Raw genomic sequence first — 15,540 nt, forward strand, 5'->3', positions numbered from 1 at the left:
CCAAGTACATCCAGTACGAGGGAGATCCGGGCGCACGCCGAGAGCACGCACCAGACGCCGCGGGCTGCTCCACGAAGATCCACCGGACAGGCCCTGGCTACCCTGGCGCCGTGAAGGACATCCGGCTCCTGCTGGCCGAGGACCAGGGCATGATGCGCGGCGCGCTGGCCCTGCTGCTGGGCATGGAGGACGACATCGAGGTGGTCGCGCAGGTGTCGGCGGGGGACGCGATCGTGCCGGCCGCCGTGGAGCACCGGCCGGACGTGGCGCTGCTGGACATCGAGCTGCCTGGGCTGAGCGGTCTGGACGCGGCGGCGCTGCTGCGGGAGCGGGTGCCCGGGTGCCGGGTGCTGATCCTGACCACCTTCGGCAGGCCCGGCTATCTGCGCCGGGCGATGGAGGCGGGGGCGGCCGGTTTCCTGGTGAAGGACGGTCCGGTGGAGGAGCTGGCGCAGGCGGTGCGCCGGGTGCTGGCCGGGGAGACGGTGGTCGACCCGGCGCTGGCGGCGGCCGCGCTGAGCGCGGGGCCGAATCCGCTGACGGGCCGCGAGCGCGAGGTGCTGACCGCCTCCGTGGACGGCGCGACCGTCGCCGACATCGCCGCCCGGCTCCACCTCTCGGAGTCCACGGTCCGCAACTACCTCTCCGCGGCCATCGGCAAGACCGGCACCCGCAACCGCGCGGAGGCCGTGCGGGAGGCCAGACAGCGCGGCTGGCTGTGACGCAGGCACTGACATCCGGTCAGAAACCCATGACTCGGTCAAGAATTCATTAGCGTCCCGAAGCAACGGAATAGTTGCCCGTGCATACGAGGTTCACCCGGTACGTATTCACGCGGGAGGACCTCATTTCCATGACCAACACCACACCCGACCCCACCCGGAAGGCGGCCGGGGCCGTCGTCCCGGTGCTCGCCTTCGCGGGCATCGTGGTCGCGGTGATGCAGACCCTGCTCGTGCCGGTCATCAAGGACCTGCCGCAGCTGCTGGGCACCGAGCCGAGCAACGCGACGTGGGTCCTCACCTCCACCCTGCTCTCCGGCGCCGTCGCCACCCCGATCATGGGCCGCCTCGGCGACCTGTACGGCAAGCGCCGGATGCTGATCCTCAGCCTGTCCGTGATGGTGGCCGGCGCCCTGGTCAGCGCCCTCACCAGCCAGCTGCTCCTGATGATCGTGGGCCGCACCCTCCAGGGCTTCGCCATGGGCGCGATCCCGCTGGGCATCGGCCTGATGCGCGACATGCTCCCGCGTGAGCGGCTCGCCTCCGCCATGGCGCTGATGAGCTCCTCGATCGGCGTCGGCGGCGGCCTGGCCCTGCCCGCCGCCGCCCTGGTCGCACAGCACACCGACTGGCACGCCCTGTTCTACGGCGCCGCCGGCCTCGGCGTGCTCGCCATCGGCCTGACCCTGCTGGTCGTCCCCGAGTCCCCGGCCCGCGCGAAGGGCTCCTTCGACTACCCGGGCGCCCTCGGCCTCTCCGCCGGTCTGGTGCTGCTCCTGCTGCCCGTCACCAAGGGCAGCGACTGGGGCTGGTCCTCCGGCACCACGCTGGGCCTCTTCGGCGGCGCGCTCGCCGTGCTGCTGCTGTGGGGCGTGTACGAGCTGCGCATACCGGCCCCGCTGGTCGACCTGCGTACCACCGCCCGCCGCGAGGTGCTGCTCACCAACCTCGCCTCGATCATGGTCGGCGTCAGCTTCTACGTCGTCTCGCTGGTCCTGCCCCAGCTGCTCCAGCTCCCCACCGCCACCGGCTACGGCCTGGGCCAGTCGATGGTGGTCGCCGGTCTGTGCGTGGCCCCGCTGGGCCTGACGATGATGTTCACCGCCCCGGTCTACGCCCGCCTCTCGGCCCGCTACGGCCCCCGCACGACCCTGATCACCGGCCTGCTGGTCATCGCGGTCGGCTACGCGGGCGGCCTCGGCCTGATGGACGCCGCCTGGCAGACGATCATCACCTCGGTGGTCCTCGGCGCGGGCATCGGCCTGGCCTACTCCTCGCTGCCCGCGCTGATCGTGGGCGCGGTCCCGGCCTCCGAGACGGGCGCCGCCAACGGGCTCAACACCCTGATGCGCTCCATCGGCACCTCGGTCTCCAGCGCCGTCATCGGCATGGTGCTGGCCAACACGGCGCAGGACCTGGGCGGCGGGGTCGCGGTGCCCACGATGCACGGCTTCCGGGTGTCGTTCCTGATCGCCACGGCCGCCGTGCTGGTGGGCCTGGCGCTCGCGGTGTTCCTGCCGCGCACCCCGCGTCCGGCCGCCGAGCACACCCAGCTGCGGGCCAGCAGCGAGGAGGACGCGGTGCTGGAGCGCGCCGGGGAGGTGCTGCGCGGCTTCCGGGGCCGGGTGCTGGACTCCTCCGGCGCCCCCGTGGCCCGCGCCAAGGTCACCCTGATCGACCGACGGGGCCGGCAGGCCGGCACCACGCTCTCCGCGGCGGACGGCAGCTACGCGCTCGCCGTCCCCGCCGAGGGCCCGTACGTGCTGGCCGCCCGGGCCGCCGGGCACGGCCCGCTGGCCTCCTCGGCGTCGCACGCCGGGGACGAGCGTCCGGTCGAGCTGGACCTGCCGCTGCCGGTCGAGACCGTCACGGCGTGATCCCGTAGGAAACCCCCGCCACCGCACCCCCCGCCCGGCTCCGGGCGGGGGGTGCGGCAGCATGGGGCGACCCGTGATCCGTACGACCGAGAGGAACCCCGCATGACCGCGGCACCGAAGCCCGAGATCCTGGCCGCGTTCGAGGCCGCGAAGGGGTTCATGCCCGTGGACGAGGGGCTGGCGCTGTACGCGGCGGCGCTGGAGGCCGGGCGGCTCGGGCTGCCGCTGCTGGAGGTGGGCACCTACTGCGGGCGCTCCACCGTGCTGCTGGCCGACGCGGCCCGCGAGGCGGGGGTCACCGCGCTCACCGTCGACCACCACCGGGGCAGCGAGGAGCAGCAGCCGGGCTGGGACTACCACGACCCGGAGACCGTAGACCCCGAGGTCGGCCTGATGGACACCCTCCCCGCCTTCCGGCGCACCCTGCACCGGGCGGGCCTGGAGGACCACGTGATCGCGCTGGTCGGCCGCTCCCCGCAGGTCGCCGCGGTGTGGAACTCCCCGGTGGCGCTGGTGTTCGTCGACGGCGGCCACACCGACGAGCACGCGAGCGCCGACTACGAGGGCTGGGCCCCGCACGTCGCGCCCGGCGGCCTGCTCGTCATCCACGACGTGTTCCCCGAGCCTGAGGACGAGTTCACCGGCCAGGCGCCCTACCGGGTGTACCTGCGGGCGCTGGCCTCGGGGGCGTTCACGGAGGTGTCGGCGACGGGTTCCCTGCGGGTGCTGCGGCGTACGGCCGAAGGTATCTGACGACTCGTCAGGTCAGGGCGCGCCCGTGTCCGCGCCGGGCCGGACGTGCCGTTAGGGTGGCCGGGTGTCGTACGAAGGCCCGGAAACCGAAGCTCCCCGGCCGCGCCGCTCCCGGCGCGCCCTGACCATCACGTTCGCCACGCTGGCGCCCCTCGCCCTGCTCGGCTGGCTGGGCTGGGCGGCCCTGGGCGACGAGCCGGGCCGCCCGGCCGGTGCCGCGAGCGCGCCGCCGTCGGCGTCCGCGGCGCCGGGCGGTGAGGGCAGCCCCTCGCCGGGCACGCGCCCGCTCGCGGGCAAGGTCGTCGTCATCGACCCCGGTCACAACGAGGGCAACTTCCGGCACACGGCCGAGATCAACAAGCAGGTCGACGTCGGCAACGGCACGAAGGAGTGCGACACCACCGGCACCTCCACCGACGCCGGTTACGCCGAGGCGAAGTTCACTCTCGACGTCGCCCACCGGCTGCGGACGCTGCTGGAGGAGCAGGGCGCCACGGTGAAGCTGACCCACGACGGCGACCGCGCGTGGGGCCCGTGCGTGGACGAGCGGGCCCGCATCGGCAACGCCGCCCACGCGGACGCGGCGATCTCGCTGCACGCGGACGGCTCGGCCCAGGGCAACCGGGGGTTCCACGTGATCATGCCGGGCGAGGTGCACGCGGGCGCTTCGGACACCCGGCCGATCGTGGCCCCCTCCAAGAAGCTGGGTGAGCGGGTCGCGGACGGCTACCGCCGTTCCACCGGCGAGCCCTTCTCCAACTACCTGGGCGAGGGCACCGGGATGGTCACGCGCACGGACCTGGGCGGTCTCAATCTGTCAACGGTTCCGAAGGTCTTCATCGAGTGCGGGAACATGCGGGACACGTCCGACGTGGCCCTGCTGACCAGCGGTCCCTGGCGGCAGAAGGCCGCGCAGGGGATCTCTGAGGGAATCGTGAGTTTCCTGCACGAGTCGTGACCGCCGGGCGAAACCGTCCGCACAGCGGATCACGCGGACGGTACTGTCTACCGACGACGAGACGACCTACGAAGGACCTGATGAAGTGAATATCCGCTCCCTCACTAGAGGCGACGGCGTGGTGATCGGGGCAGCGCTGTTGCTGCTCATCGCGTCGTTCTTCGACAACTTTTCGTACGACGAGATCGCCGGCGACGTCGACATGCCGAACCTCTGGGAGAGCGGCCCGGTCCTGCTGAGCGTCGTCCTGGCAGGTCTGATCGCCGCCGCGCTCGTCGTCACCGCCCGCGCCCTGCCGCAGCCCCGCAAGGTCGCCGGTCTCGAACTCGGGCTGCTCGGCACGGCGTTCGCGGTGTTCGCCGCGTGGAGCGCGCTGGGCAATGTGATCGACCCGATCGGCGGGCTGGACAACATCGCGTCCGGCTCCAAGTCGCCGAGCGCCGGCACCGGTCTGATCCTCGCGCTGGTCGCCACGCTGCTGATGGCGGCCGCCGCCGTCGCCACCCCGCTCGTCCCGGCCCTCCAGGCCGCGCTGATCCCGGCCCCCAAGCCGGCCGCCCCGCAGCCTTACGGCGCCCAGCCGCCCCAGGGTTACGGCTACCCCGGTGCCCCGGCCGCGTCCTTCGGCGGTCAGCCGCAGCAGGGCCAGGCGTTCGGGCAGACCGCCGCCCAGGGGGCCCCGGCGCCGCAGCAGGCGGCCGCCGCCGACTTCTCGCCGTTCTGGTTCGCCGTGCCGGTGGCCCGCCCGCTGTACGCGGAGGACGGCTCGCCGAACCCGGTCGCCGAACTGGCCCCCGGCACCTGGTACCTGGCGGTCGAGCAGCGCGGTGCCGCGCTGCTCGCACAGACCCAGGACGGCCGTCGCGGTGTCCTGCAGGACACCTCGGGCATCCAGCGCGGCTGAGCCCGCGGAACCGTCGTGCGCGGCCCCTCGCCCTTCCGGGCGGGGGGCCTTCGCCGTCCTCAGCCCTTGGAGAGGTCCGAGGTGGAGGGCACCTGGTCCTTGACCGGTGCGCCCGCGCTCGCGCCCGCGGCCTTCACCTGGTTGATGATGTCGTCGTAGGAACTCATCGCGCCCGTATCGCCGTTGCGCAGCTTGGCCGGCAGGTCCTTGAGGCTCTCGATGCCCGCGGTCAGCGGTGCGAGCGCCTTGGACAGCACCGGGTCGCCCTGGGCGTTCTTCTGCGCGGCCTTGAGCCGGTTGTAGGCGAAGGCACCGGCGAGACCGGCCTTGACCAGGGCCACCTTGCGGCCGTCGGCGCCCTTCTTGAACGTCCCGGCCCGCCAGGGCTTCACGATCCACTGGTACGTCGCCCCGGCCGCGAGGCCCGCGTTGGCGACGAAGCGGGTCTTGGCGAACTTCTGGCGCTCGGCGGACGTGCTGGGGCTCGGACTGGCCGCGGCGGGGGTCTTGGTGCTGGTCTTGTCGTCACTGCCGCAGGCGGCGGTACCGGCCAGCAGGGCGCAGCACAAGATGAGCGCCACCCAGGTGCGGCGCAGCGGAACGGGCACGCGGTCCTCCGGACGTGTCTGGCCGAGCGGGTCTCCTGGTCCGAAGCCTTGCCCGGCCTCGTGGCGGGCGCCAGCCGGGAGGCCCGTACGGGGTGCCGGGCCCGGGATTACGGGCCTGTGGCCGGTTTCAGGGGGCGTGCAGCGGCAATTCGAACACCATGTCTCGATACCACTCAGGCACCAACCAGGCCGGCCGGGTCATCGCCGTCATAGCCGACGTGATGGCCATCATCCTCGGTCTGTGGATCTTGATGTACCTGTTGGACGCGAACCGGGGCAACGCCCTGGTCGACTTCGTCCATGACGCGGCCGCGTTCCTGGCCGGCTGGTCCCACGACCTGTTCACCTTCGACGAGGCGTGGGCCAGGGTCGTCGCCGGCTACGGACTGGCCGCCGTGGTCTACCTGTTCATCGGCCACGCCATCGCCGGCCGACTGCACCGGTGACCCGACGGGCCCCGGCCGCCGCTCAGTCGCAGCAGTCGGGGTCCAGTCCGAGGGGCAGGCGCTCGCCGCCGAAGACGGCGCCGGTGGCGTCGTGACCGCCGAGGGCGGCGACGGCGAGGACCAGGGAGCCCGCGGTCCAACTGGTCAGCTCCCGCGGCCAGACGGCGTCGTCGTCGAAGACGTAGCCGGTCCAGTACAGGCCGGACTCCGGATCGCGCAGGTGCTGGACGGACTGCAGGATCTCCAGCGCGCGGTCGGACTCCCCCACCGCCCAGAGCGCCAGGGCGAGTTCGCAGGACTCGCCGCCGGTCACCCAGGGGTTGGGGACGACGCAGCGCACGCCCAGGCCGGGCACGACGAAGCGGTCCCAGCCGGCCTCGATGCGCTCCTTGGCCTCGGCGCCGGTGAGCGCACCGCCGAGGACCGGGTAGTACCAGTCCATCGAGTAGCGGTTCTTGTCGAGGAACCGCTCCGGGTGGCGCCGGATGGCGTGGCGCAGCGCGCCCACCGCCAGTTCCCAGTCGGGCTGCGGCTCCTCGCGCTGCTCGGCGATGGCCAGCGCGCAGCGCAGGGCGTGGTGGACGGAGGAGCTGCCGGTGAGCAGGGCGTCGGTCGCGGCCTCGCCCTCGGCGTCGACGCGCCAGCCGATCTGGCCGCCGGGCTGCTGCAGCCGCAGCACCCATTCGACGGCGGCGTACACGGTGGGCCACATCCGGTCCAGGAAGGTGTCGTCCCCGGTGGACAGGTAGTGGTGCCAGACGCCGACGGCTATGTAGGCGGTGAAGTTGGACTCGCGGGCGCTGTCGGTGACGTCGTCGTGGGCGCCGTCGGCGTAGGCGGCGTACCAGGAGCCGTCGTCGTTCTGGTGGTCGGCGAGCCAGCGGTAGGCGCGCTCGGCGGCCGCGTGCTCGCCTGCCGCGTCGAGGGCCATGGCGGCCTCGGTGTGGTCCCACGGGTCGAGGTGGTGGCCCCGGAACCAGGGGATGGCGCCGTCGGCGCGCTGCACGCCGAGGATGCCCCGGACGGTGTCGGCGGCCTGCTCGGCGGTGAGGACGCCGGTCAGTACGAGGTGGTCGGTCCTGGGGGTGGTCACGGGGCGTCCGTCCCGGCGAGGTCCGGGCGGGGCAGGTGGGGCTTGGTCGCGTAGGCGACGAAGCTCTTGCCGATCAGCGGGTTGAGGGCCTGCTCGGCGACCCGCGTGGCCAGGGGCTTCTTCATGATGTCCCAGACCAGCAGCTTGTGGTACGCCCGCACCGGCAGCGCCTTGTCGTTGTCGACGCCGAAGGCGCACTTGAGCCACCAGTACGGCGAGTGCAGCGCGTGCGCGTGGTGGGTGCCGTACGGCTTCAGGCCGGCGCCGCGCATCTTGGCGAGGAGTTCCTCGGCACGGTAGATGCGGATGTGGCCGCCCTCGACCTCGTGGTAGGCGTCCGAGAGCGCCCAGCAGATCTTCTCGGGGCCGTAGCGGGGCACGGTGACGGCTATGCGGCCGCCGGGCTTGAGCACGCGGACCATCTCGGCGAGCACGCCCTTGTCGTCGGGGATGTGCTCCATCACCTCGGAGATGATGACGACGTCGAAGGACTCGTCGGGGAAGGGCAGGGCGAGCGCGTCGCCCTCCATCGCGGTGGCGGTGGCGCCCTCGGGGGCCTCGCCGGCCTCCTTCATCGCCGCGAACCACTTGGCGACCTCGCGGATCTCGTCCGCGTTCTGGTCCAGGGCCACGACCTGGGCGCCGCGCCGGTAGCACTCGAAGGCGTGCCGGCCGGCCCCGCAGCCGAGGTCCAGGACACGGTCGCCGGGGGCGAGCGGGAACCGGGAGAAGTCGACGGTCAGCACGTGGCCCTGCTTTCGAAGGAGCTTTCGGAGGATGCCGCACCGACGCCCGCCGCGGCCGCGACGGGGCGGTCGGCGGGGGCGTCCGGAAGGGGTCTGCCGGTGCGCGGGCGGGCGCGGTCGATCGCCTCGCGGTAGCGGGCCACGGTGCCCTCGGCGGCGCGGGCCCAGGTGAAGCGGGCGAGCACCCGCTCGCGGCCGGCCGCGCCGAGGCGGGCGCGCAGTTCGCGGTCGCCGAGCATCCGGGTCAGGGCGGCGGCCAGCGCTCCGGGGTCGCCGGGGGGTACGGCGAGGCAGGTCTCGCCGTCGGTTCCGGCGACCTCGGGGATGGCTCCGCCGGTGGTGGCGACCAGCGGGGTGGCGGTGGCCATCGCCTCGGCGGCGGGCAGCGAGAACCCTTCGTACAGCGAGGGCACGCAGGCGACTTCGGCGGAGCGGATCAGGTCCACCAGCTCGGCGTCGGAGATGCCCTTGACGAACTCGACGGCGCCTTCGAGGCCGTACCGCTCGATCGCCTGGGCGACCGGGCCCTCCTCGGGGCGCTTGCCGACGACGACGAGGTGGGCGCCGGGCTGTTCGGCGCGCACCTTGGCGAGGGCCTCCACCAGGAAGACCAGGCCCTTGAGGGGCACGTCGGCGCTGGAGGTGGTGACGATCCGGCCCGGCACCTCGGCCACGGCCGGGTCGGGCGAGAACAGGCCGGTGTCGGCGCCGATGTGGACGACGTGCACGCGGTCCTCGCGGACGCCGAGGTGGTCGACGATCTCCTGGCGGGAGCTGCCGGAGACGGTGAGCACGGACGGCAGCCGGCGGGCGACGCGCTTCTGCATGCGGGTGAAGCCGTACCAGCGGCGCACCGACAGGCGGCGCTGCCAGCCGTCGGCGGCGTCCAGTTCGAGCTGCCGGTCGACGGTGATGGGGTGGTGGATGGTGGTGACCAGGGGGGCGCCGAGGTCGCCGAGCAGGCCGTAGCCGAGGGTCTGGTTGTCGTGGACTATGTCGAACTCACCGCTGCGGGCGCGCAGTTGCCGCCCGGCGCGCAGGGAGAAGGTGAGCGGCTCGGGGAAACCGCCGGTCCACATGGTCGCCACTTCGAGGGCGTCGACCCAGTCCCGGTACTCGCCGCGGCCGGGGGTGCGGAACGGGTCGGGCTGGCGGTAGAGGTCGAGACTGGGCAGCTCGGTCAGGCTCAACCGGCCCTCGTAGTCCTCATGTTCGTCGAGGACGGGATAAGGCTGGGAGCCGATGACCTCCACCCGGTGGCCCAGGCGGGCGAGTTCACGGGAGAGGTGGCGGACGTAGACACCCTGGCCACCGCAGAACGGGTTGCCCTTGTAGGTGAGGAGCGCGATTCGGAGCGGTCGCCCGCCGTCGGCGGCGAAGCCCGAGGGAGCCGCCTGACTGGCCTCAGCGGTCACTCTGGGCCCCCTTCTGCCTGCACGGTCCCGCGAGACTACGACGGGACGACAATCCGGAACAACTTTCGGACTTGATCATCCAAGAGGCTCTGAATCTACCGGCAGGTAGGGGCGCTGTGAGCAGTGGATCAGGTGATTCACGCCACGACCGGCGGCTTCGGCGCCCCCGGTAAAGTGGGCGAGTCGTCATACACCCGTACGGGGGGAAGCCGGTGCGATTCCGGCGCTGACCCGCAACCGTCATCCGGCGCCCCTCGGGGCCCGGTGAGCCGGAACACCTCGGCGGGACGTTGACCGGCTCGCGTGCGCGGCGCTGTGCCGCGCACGGCACCGTCGAGGCATACGGGGCCGGGCCGCCGGGGTGGTTCCCGTGCGCGTCGGCTCCTCGCAGGAGAGGCAGTCGCCGACCATGAACGTCCGCCGCAGTGCCGCGGCTCTCGCCGCCATAGGCGTGCTGGCAGCAGCCGCGCCCGCCACGGCCGCCACGGCCGCCCCGTCCCCGAAGGCGGCGGTCCCGGCCGGCCTGTTCGGCAAGAGCGACCCCACCTACGACGGCGTCTGGCGCCAGTCCCTCGCCCTGCTCGCGCAGACCACCGTCGGCGAACGGCCCGCGGACCCGGCCGTGAAGTGGCTGGCCGGACAGGCTTGCGCCGACGGCGGCTTCGCCTCCTTCCGCGCCGACACCGGCAAGGCGTGCGGCGGCAAGGGCGCCCAGGCGGACACCAACAGCACGGCCGCGGCCATCCAGGCGCTCACCGCGGTCGGCGGCCACGACGACGTGACCGGCAAGGCCGTCGCGTGGCTGAAGAAGCAGCAGAACAAGGACGGCGGCTGGGGCTACGCGCCCGGCGGTCCCAGCGACACCAACTCCACCTCCGTGGTGACCGGCGCGCTGGCCGCCGCCGGGGAGAAGCCGGCCGGGCTGCGCGGCAAGGGGAAGACCCCCGGCGAGGCGCTGGCCGCGCTGGCCGTGCCCTGCGACGAGGACGGCGGCGGCGCGCTCGCCTACCAGCCGGACAAGAAGGGCAAGCTGATCGCCAACGAGGACGCCACGGCCGCCGGTGTGCTCGGCGCGCTCGGCAAGGGCTTCGTCGTGGAGCCCGGCAAGGCCCGCGCCAAGGCGCCCGCCTGCACCTCCGACGGCAAGGCCACCCCGGCCCGTCTTGCCGACAACGCCTCCGCCCACCTCATCGGCGCCGTCGCCAAGTCCGGCCACCTGATGTCCGCGCTGCCCGGCGCCGAGAAGCAGCCCGACTTCGGCAACACCGCGGACACCGTGGTGGCGCTGGCCGCGAACGGCTGGACCGGGCAGGCCGAGGCCCCGTACGCCTGGCTGGAGAAGAACGCCGCGAAGTGGGCGGAGCAGAGCGGCCCGGCCGCCTACGCCCAGCTCATCCTGAGCGCGCACGCGGTCGGCGCCGACCCGCGCGACTTCGGCGGCACCGACCTGGTGCGCGGCCTGGACAAGCTGGGCCCGGCCCCGGCGAAGGCCGCCACGGCGAAGCCCTCCGGCGCCGCCGAGGAGAAGGCCACCGAGAAGTCCGGCAACAGCGTCTGGTGGATCATCGGCGTCGGCCTGGTCGCCGGCATCGGCGTGGGCTTCCTGTTCAGCGGCCGGAAGAAGAACCGCCCGTGACCTGGGTCCGCCGTGCCGCGGCCCTGCTGGCCGCGTCCCTCCTCGTGCTGGCCGCCGCCTCCCAGGCGCGGGCCGCCGGATACCGGTACTGGTCCTTCTGGGACCGCGCCGGCGACCGGTGGACGTACGCGACCCAGGGCCCGGCGACGGAGCGTCCCGACGACGGCGCCGTGCGGGGCTTCCGGTTCGCGGTCAGCGCGGACTCCTCGGACGCGAACCGGCCGCGCGGCACGGCGGACTTCGGCTCGGTCTGCGCGAAGACGCCCGCGCGGGCGGGCACCAAGCGCGTCGCCCTCGTCCTCGACTTCGGCACCCCGGCCGACGCCCCCTCCGGGGAGCGGCCGCCGGCCCCGCGCACGGTCTGCGCCCGCGTGTCCCCCGACGCGACGACCGCCGACGCCCTGGCCGAGGCCGCGAAGCCCCTGCGCTACGACACCAACGCCCTGCTGTGCGCCATCGCCGGTTACCCGGCGCGCGGCTGCGGGGAACAGGTGGCGGCCCAGGGGAAGAAGCAGGAGAAGGAGCAGCAGAAGGAGCAGGGGAAGAAGTCCGCCGAGGCACCCGGGGACGACGGTCCCTCGCTCGGTCTCCCGCTGGGCGTCGGCGTGGTCGCCGTGCTCGGCGGGGCGGCGTTCTGGCAGGCGCGGCGGCGCCGGAATGCCTGACACCGGCGTCCGCGCCGCCCGCACCACCGTGCCGGTCAGTCGCCGGACCGGCACGGAACTGCACCCCGGTGCCTGGTGGCTGTGGTCGCTCGGGCTCGGCACGGCCGCCACCCGCACCACCAACCCGCTGCTGCTCGCCCTGCTGATGGCGGTGGCGGGCTATGTCGTGGCCGTGCACCGCTCCAGCGCGCCGTGGGCCCGCTCGTACGCGGCCTTCGTCAAGCTGGCGGCCGCCGTGCTGCTGATCCGGCTGGCGTTCACGGCCGTCCTGGGTTCGCCCGTCCCCGGTACGCACATCCTGTTCACGCTGCCCGGGACACCGCTGCCCGACTGGGCGCAGGGCATCCGGCTGGGCGGGCCGGTGTCTGCGGAGGCGCTGCTGTTCTCCGCCTACAACGGCCTGAAGCTGGCCGCCCTGCTGGTCTGCGTGGGCGCCGCGAACGCCCTGGCGAGCCCGGCCAGGCTGCTCAAGTCCCTGCCGGGCGCGCTGTACGAGGCGGGGGTCGCGGTGGTGGTCGCGCTGACCTTCGCCCCGCATCTCGTCGCCGACGTGCAGCGGCTGCGCGCCGCCCGCCGGCTGCGGGGTCGCCCGGACCGGGGGCTGCGGGGCCTGTTCCAGGTCGGGCTGCCGGTGCTGGAGGGCGCGTTGGAGCGTTCGGTCGCGCTGGCCGCCGCGATGGACGCGCGCGGCTACGGCCGTACCGCCGACGTCCCCGCCCCGGTGCGCCGTACGACCGCCGCGCTCACCCTGGGCGGGCTGATCGGGGTGTGCGCGGGCACGTACGGGCTGCTCACCGCCGAGGGCGGGGTGTACGGGCTGCCGGTGCTGCTCGCCGGGGCGCTGGCGGCGCTGGCCGGCCTGAAGCTGGGCGGCCGTCGCTCGCCGCGCACCCGGTACCGTCCGGCGCCGTGGGGGGTGCGGGCGTGGCTGGTGGCGGGCTCGGGCGTGGCCGTCGCCGCGCTGCTGACGCTGGCCTCCGTGCGCGACCCGGGCGCGCTGCACCCCGGTGTCGTCCCGCTGACCGCCCCCGCCCTGCCCCTGTGGCCCGCGGCGGCCGTGCTGCTGGGCCTGCTGCCCGTGCTCGTCGTACCCCAGGACCGCAAGGAGCCGTCGTGATCCGCTTCGAGGACGTCGCCGTCACCTACGACGGGGCGGCCGGACCGACCGTGCGAGGCGTGGAATTCGAGGTGCCCGAGGGTGAACTCGTGCTGCTCGTCGGGCCGTCCGGGGTGGGCAAGTCGACCGTGCTGAACGCGGTCAGCGGGCTGGTCCCGCACTTCACCGGGGGCACCCTGCGCGGCCGGGTCACGGTCGCGGGCCGGGACACCCGCACCCACAAGCCGCGCGAACTGGCCGACGTGGTGGGCACGGTGGGCCAGGACCCGCTGGCCCACTTCGTCACCGACACGGTGGAGGACGAACTCGCCTACGGCATGGAGTCGTTGGGCCTGGCTCCGGAGGTGATGCGGCGCCGGGTGGAGGAGACGCTCGACCTGCTGGGCCTGACCGGCCTGCGGGACCGTCCGATCGCCACGCTCTCCGGCGGGCAGCGCCAGCGCGTCGCCATCGGCTCGGTGCTCACCCCGCACCCCCGTGTGCTGGTCCTGGACGAGCCGACCTCGGCGCTGGACCCGGCGGCGGCGGAGGAGGTCCTCGCGGTCCTCCAGCGCCTGGTGCACGACCTGGGCACGACGGTCCTCATGGCGGAGCACCGGCTGGAGCGGGTCGTGCAGTACGCCGACCAGGTCGTGCTGATGCCCGCGCCCGGCGCTCCCCCGGTCCTCGGCACCCCGGCCGGGATGATGGCCGTCTCGCCGGTGATCCCCCCGGTGGTCGAGCTGGGCCGGCTGGCCGGCTGGTCCCCGCTCCCCCTGACCGTCCGGGACGCCCGCCGCAGGGCGGGCCCGCTGCGTGAACGCCTGGCCCTCGCCGAGGAGCCGGAGCGGACCGGACCTCCGCCGGCCGCCGCCGTCCCGGCCCCCCGCCGCCCGCTGCTGCGGCGCGGCGCCGCCGCCGCGCCCGCCGCTCCCGTGGTCGCCGAGGTCCGGGACCTCGCCGTGCGGCGGGGCCGGGTGGAGGCGCTGCGCGGTGTGGACCTGACCGTCGGCCCCGGCGAGACGGTCGCCCTCATGGGCCGCAACGGCGCCGGGAAGTCCACCCTGCTCGGCTCCCTCGTCGGGCTCGTCGCGCCCACCTCCGGCTCCGTCCAGGTCGGCGGGGCCGCCCCGCACCGGCTGAGGCCCGCCGAACTGGTGCGCCGGGTCGGCCTGGTGCCGCAGGAGCCGCGCGATCTGCTGTACGCCGACACGGTGGGCGCCGAGTGCGCCGCCGCCGACAAGGACGCGGACACCGCACCCGGCACCTGCCGGGCCCTGGTGTCGGACCTGCTGCCGGGCATCACGGACGACACGCATCCGCGGGACCTCTCCGAGGGCCAGCGCCTGGCGCTCGCGCTCGCCGTCGTGCTGACCGCGCGCCCCCCGCTGCTCCTGCTGGACGAGCCGACCCGCGGTCTGGACTACGCGGCCAAGGCCCGTCTGGTGACCGTGCTGCGCGGGCTGGCGGCCGACGGGCACGCCCTGGTGCTGGCCACGCACGACGTGGAACTGGCCGCCGAGATCGCACACCGGGTGGTGCTGCTGGCGGACGGCGAGGTGATAGCGGACGGCGCCACCACGAACATCGTGGTGTCCTCGCCCTCCTTCGCGCCCCAGGTCACCAAGATCCTGGCCCCGCAGCCCTGGCTGACGGTGTCCGAGGTACGGAGGGCGCTGGCATGACCCGTACCGCCGTCCGTGCCGTCCGGCTCGGCCCCCGTTCCGTCGCCGCGCTCGTGCTGGTCGGGGCGGTCGGGGTGGCCGCGTTCGGCTGGCCGTTCCTCGCGCCGCCCGGCTCGGGGCTCGGCGCGCACGCCGAGGACGCGCCCTGGCTGTTCGCGGGGCTGCTGTTGCTGCTGGTCGCGGTGGTGGCGGCGACCATCTCGGAGTCCGGGCTCGGCCCGAAAGCGGTCGCCATGCTGGGGGTGCTCGCGGCGACCGGCGCGGCGCTGCGCCCGATCGGCGCGGGCACGGCGGGCATCGAGCCGATGTTCTTCCTGCTGGTGCTCAGCGGGCGGGTGCTCGGCCCCGGTTTCGGCTTCGTGCTCGGCTCGGTGACGATGTTCGCCTCCGCCCTGCTGACCGGCGGGGTCGGGCCGTGGATGCCGTTCCAGATGCTGGCGATGGGCTGGTTCACGATGGGCGCGGGCCTGCTGCCGGGCGCCGGCCGCCTGCGCGGCGGGGCGGAGACGGCACTGCTGGCCGGCTACGGCTTCGTCGCGGCCTTCGCCTACGGCACGGTCATGAACCTGGCCGGCTGGCCGTTCATGGGGACCATGGCGTCGAACATCTCCTTCGACCCGCACGCGGACGTGCCCGCCAACCTGGCCCGTTTCCTCGCCTACTGCCTGGCCACCTCGATGGGCTGGGACCTGGGCCGGGCCGTCTGCACGGTCGTGCTCACCCTGACCCTCGGGCCGGCCGTGCTGCGCGCCCTGCGCCGGGCCACCCGCCGGGCCGCCTTCGAGACACCGGTCGCCTTCGACGCCCCGAAGGCGTGAGCCACCCCATATGGCCGAGGTCACCTACGATCCCGGACCGTAGACCTTTCTGTCCGTTTTGCACCTTCTTGCACCCCCTCTGACCTGCTCTTTGAGAGCCGGGTCACACGACAGGACA

General features: G+C 74.0%; 15 protein-coding genes and 1 riboswitch. Of the genes, 11 read left to right on the forward strand and 4 right to left on the reverse strand.

What is annotated here, in order from left to right:
- Positions 1–110: 110 nt before the first annotated feature.
- The 5 genes from ABZ898_RS18615 (at position 111) to ABZ898_RS18635 (ending at position 5,214) form a co-directional block, all read left to right on the forward strand.
- Entirely contained in the window at positions 111–722 is a 612-nt protein-coding gene (locus tag ABZ898_RS18615) for a response regulator transcription factor (protein ID WP_361659564.1), read from the forward strand.
- A gap of 131 nt (positions 723–853) precedes the next feature.
- Entirely contained in the window at positions 854–2,599 is a 1,746-nt protein-coding gene (locus ABZ898_RS18620; protein WP_361659567.1) for an MFS transporter, read from the forward strand.
- Between the two features lie 102 nt (positions 2,600–2,701).
- Positions 2,702–3,352, forward strand: a complete 651-nt coding sequence (locus ABZ898_RS18625; RefSeq protein ID WP_361659570.1) for a class I SAM-dependent methyltransferase — start codon at positions 2,702–2,704, stop codon at positions 3,350–3,352.
- 64 nt (positions 3,353–3,416) lie between these two features.
- Positions 3,417–4,310 carry an N-acetylmuramoyl-L-alanine amidase gene (locus ABZ898_RS18630; protein WP_361659573.1) on the forward strand — a complete coding sequence of 298 codons (894 nt, stop codon included), beginning with the start codon at positions 3,417–3,419 and terminating at the stop codon, positions 4,308–4,310.
- A gap of 85 nt (positions 4,311–4,395) precedes the next feature.
- A complete protein-coding gene (locus ABZ898_RS18635) occupies positions 4,396–5,214 on the forward strand; it encodes a DUF5336 domain-containing protein (RefSeq protein WP_361659576.1) in 819 nt (272 codons plus the stop codon).
- A 59-nt stretch (positions 5,215–5,273) separates the two neighbouring features.
- Here ABZ898_RS18635 and ABZ898_RS18640 read toward each other — a convergent pair whose 3' ends face one another.
- Positions 5,274–5,822, reverse strand: a complete 549-nt coding sequence (locus ABZ898_RS18640) for a hypothetical protein (RefSeq protein ID WP_361659579.1) — start codon at positions 5,820–5,822, stop codon at positions 5,274–5,276.
- A gap of 158 nt (positions 5,823–5,980) precedes the next feature.
- On the opposite strand from ABZ898_RS18640, the gene ABZ898_RS18645 reads away from it, so the two are divergent.
- On the forward strand, positions 5,981–6,268 hold the full coding sequence (locus ABZ898_RS18645; protein ID WP_361659582.1) for a hypothetical protein: 288 nt from the start codon (positions 5,981–5,983) through the stop codon (positions 6,266–6,268).
- A gap of 22 nt (positions 6,269–6,290) precedes the next feature.
- Here the strand turns inward: ABZ898_RS18645 and ABZ898_RS18650 are convergent, their stop codons facing one another.
- Genes ABZ898_RS18650 through ABZ898_RS18660 form a run of 3 tightly spaced genes read right to left on the reverse strand, consistent with a single transcriptional unit; the run spans position 6,291 to position 9,522 of the window.
- The gene (locus tag ABZ898_RS18650) at positions 6,291–7,361 is read right to left on the reverse strand and encodes a prenyltransferase (RefSeq protein WP_361659584.1); all 1,071 of its coding nucleotides are present in this window, start codon (positions 7,359–7,361) and stop codon (positions 6,291–6,293) included.
- Complete coding sequence (locus ABZ898_RS18655; RefSeq protein WP_361659587.1) at positions 7,358–8,107, reverse strand: class I SAM-dependent methyltransferase; 750 nt, start codon at positions 8,105–8,107, stop codon at positions 7,358–7,360. Before ABZ898_RS18655 ends, ABZ898_RS18650 begins: the two co-directional genes overlap by 4 nt.
- Entirely contained in the window at positions 8,101–9,522 is a 1,422-nt protein-coding gene (locus ABZ898_RS18660; protein ID WP_361659590.1) for a glycosyltransferase family 4 protein, read from the reverse strand. The genes ABZ898_RS18655 and ABZ898_RS18660 overlap by 7 nt, the downstream gene beginning before the upstream one ends.
- 203 nt (positions 9,523–9,725) lie before the next feature.
- Positions 9,726–9,801: riboswitch (cobalamin riboswitch) on the forward strand.
- A 130-nt stretch (positions 9,802–9,931) separates the two neighbouring features.
- Between ABZ898_RS18660 and ABZ898_RS18665 the strand changes: the two genes are divergently transcribed.
- The 5 genes from ABZ898_RS18665 to ABZ898_RS18685 are packed head-to-tail and all read left to right on the forward strand — an operon-like array spanning position 9,932 to position 15,422.
- Complete coding sequence (locus tag ABZ898_RS18665; RefSeq protein ID WP_361660100.1) at positions 9,932–11,158, forward strand: prenyltransferase/squalene oxidase repeat-containing protein; 1,227 nt, start codon at positions 9,932–9,934, stop codon at positions 11,156–11,158.
- Positions 11,155–11,823 (forward strand): SCO2322 family protein, encoded by a 669-nt coding sequence (locus ABZ898_RS18670; RefSeq protein ID WP_361659592.1) that lies wholly within the window; start codon positions 11,155–11,157, stop codon positions 11,821–11,823. Before ABZ898_RS18665 ends, ABZ898_RS18670 begins: the two co-directional genes overlap by 4 nt.
- Entirely contained in the window at positions 11,816–12,940 is a 1,125-nt protein-coding gene (locus tag ABZ898_RS18675; protein ID WP_361659595.1) for an energy-coupling factor transporter transmembrane component T, read from the forward strand. Before ABZ898_RS18670 ends, ABZ898_RS18675 begins: the two co-directional genes overlap by 8 nt.
- Positions 12,937–14,604 (forward strand): ATP-binding cassette domain-containing protein, encoded by a 1,668-nt coding sequence (locus ABZ898_RS18680; RefSeq protein WP_361659597.1) that lies wholly within the window; start codon positions 12,937–12,939, stop codon positions 14,602–14,604. Before ABZ898_RS18675 ends, ABZ898_RS18680 begins: the two co-directional genes overlap by 4 nt.
- On the forward strand, positions 14,601–15,422 hold the full coding sequence (locus ABZ898_RS18685) for an ECF transporter S component (RefSeq protein ID WP_361659600.1): 822 nt from the start codon (positions 14,601–14,603) through the stop codon (positions 15,420–15,422). The genes ABZ898_RS18680 and ABZ898_RS18685 overlap by 4 nt, the downstream gene beginning before the upstream one ends.
- Positions 15,423–15,540: the final 118 nt, after the last annotated feature.

The sequence above is a fragment of the Streptomyces sp. NPDC046860 genome, from assembly GCF_040645115.1.
Lineage (GTDB): Bacteria > Actinomycetota > Actinomycetes > Streptomycetales > Streptomycetaceae > Streptomyces.

What these genes read in the sequence shown, in the direction of transcription:
- ABZ898_RS18620 (WP_361659567.1), top strand. Translation starts at nt 854, where the DNA reads ATGACCAACACCACACCCGACCCCACCCGGAAGGCGGCCGGGGCCGTC.
- ABZ898_RS18625 (WP_361659570.1), top strand. Translation starts at nt 2,702, where the DNA reads ATGACCGCGGCACCGAAGCCCGAGATCCTGGCCGCGTTCGAGGCCGCG.
- ABZ898_RS18645 (WP_361659582.1), top strand. Translation starts at nt 5,981, where the DNA reads ATGTCTCGATACCACTCAGGCACCAACCAGGCCGGCCGGGTCATCGCC.
- ABZ898_RS18665 (WP_361660100.1), top strand. Translation starts at nt 9,932, where the DNA reads ATGAACGTCCGCCGCAGTGCCGCGGCTCTCGCCGCCATAGGCGTGCTG.
- ABZ898_RS18675 (WP_361659595.1), top strand. Translation starts at nt 11,816, where the DNA reads ATGCCTGACACCGGCGTCCGCGCCGCCCGCACCACCGTGCCGGTCAGT.
- ABZ898_RS18685 (WP_361659600.1), top strand. Translation starts at nt 14,601, where the DNA reads ATGACCCGTACCGCCGTCCGTGCCGTCCGGCTCGGCCCCCGTTCCGTC.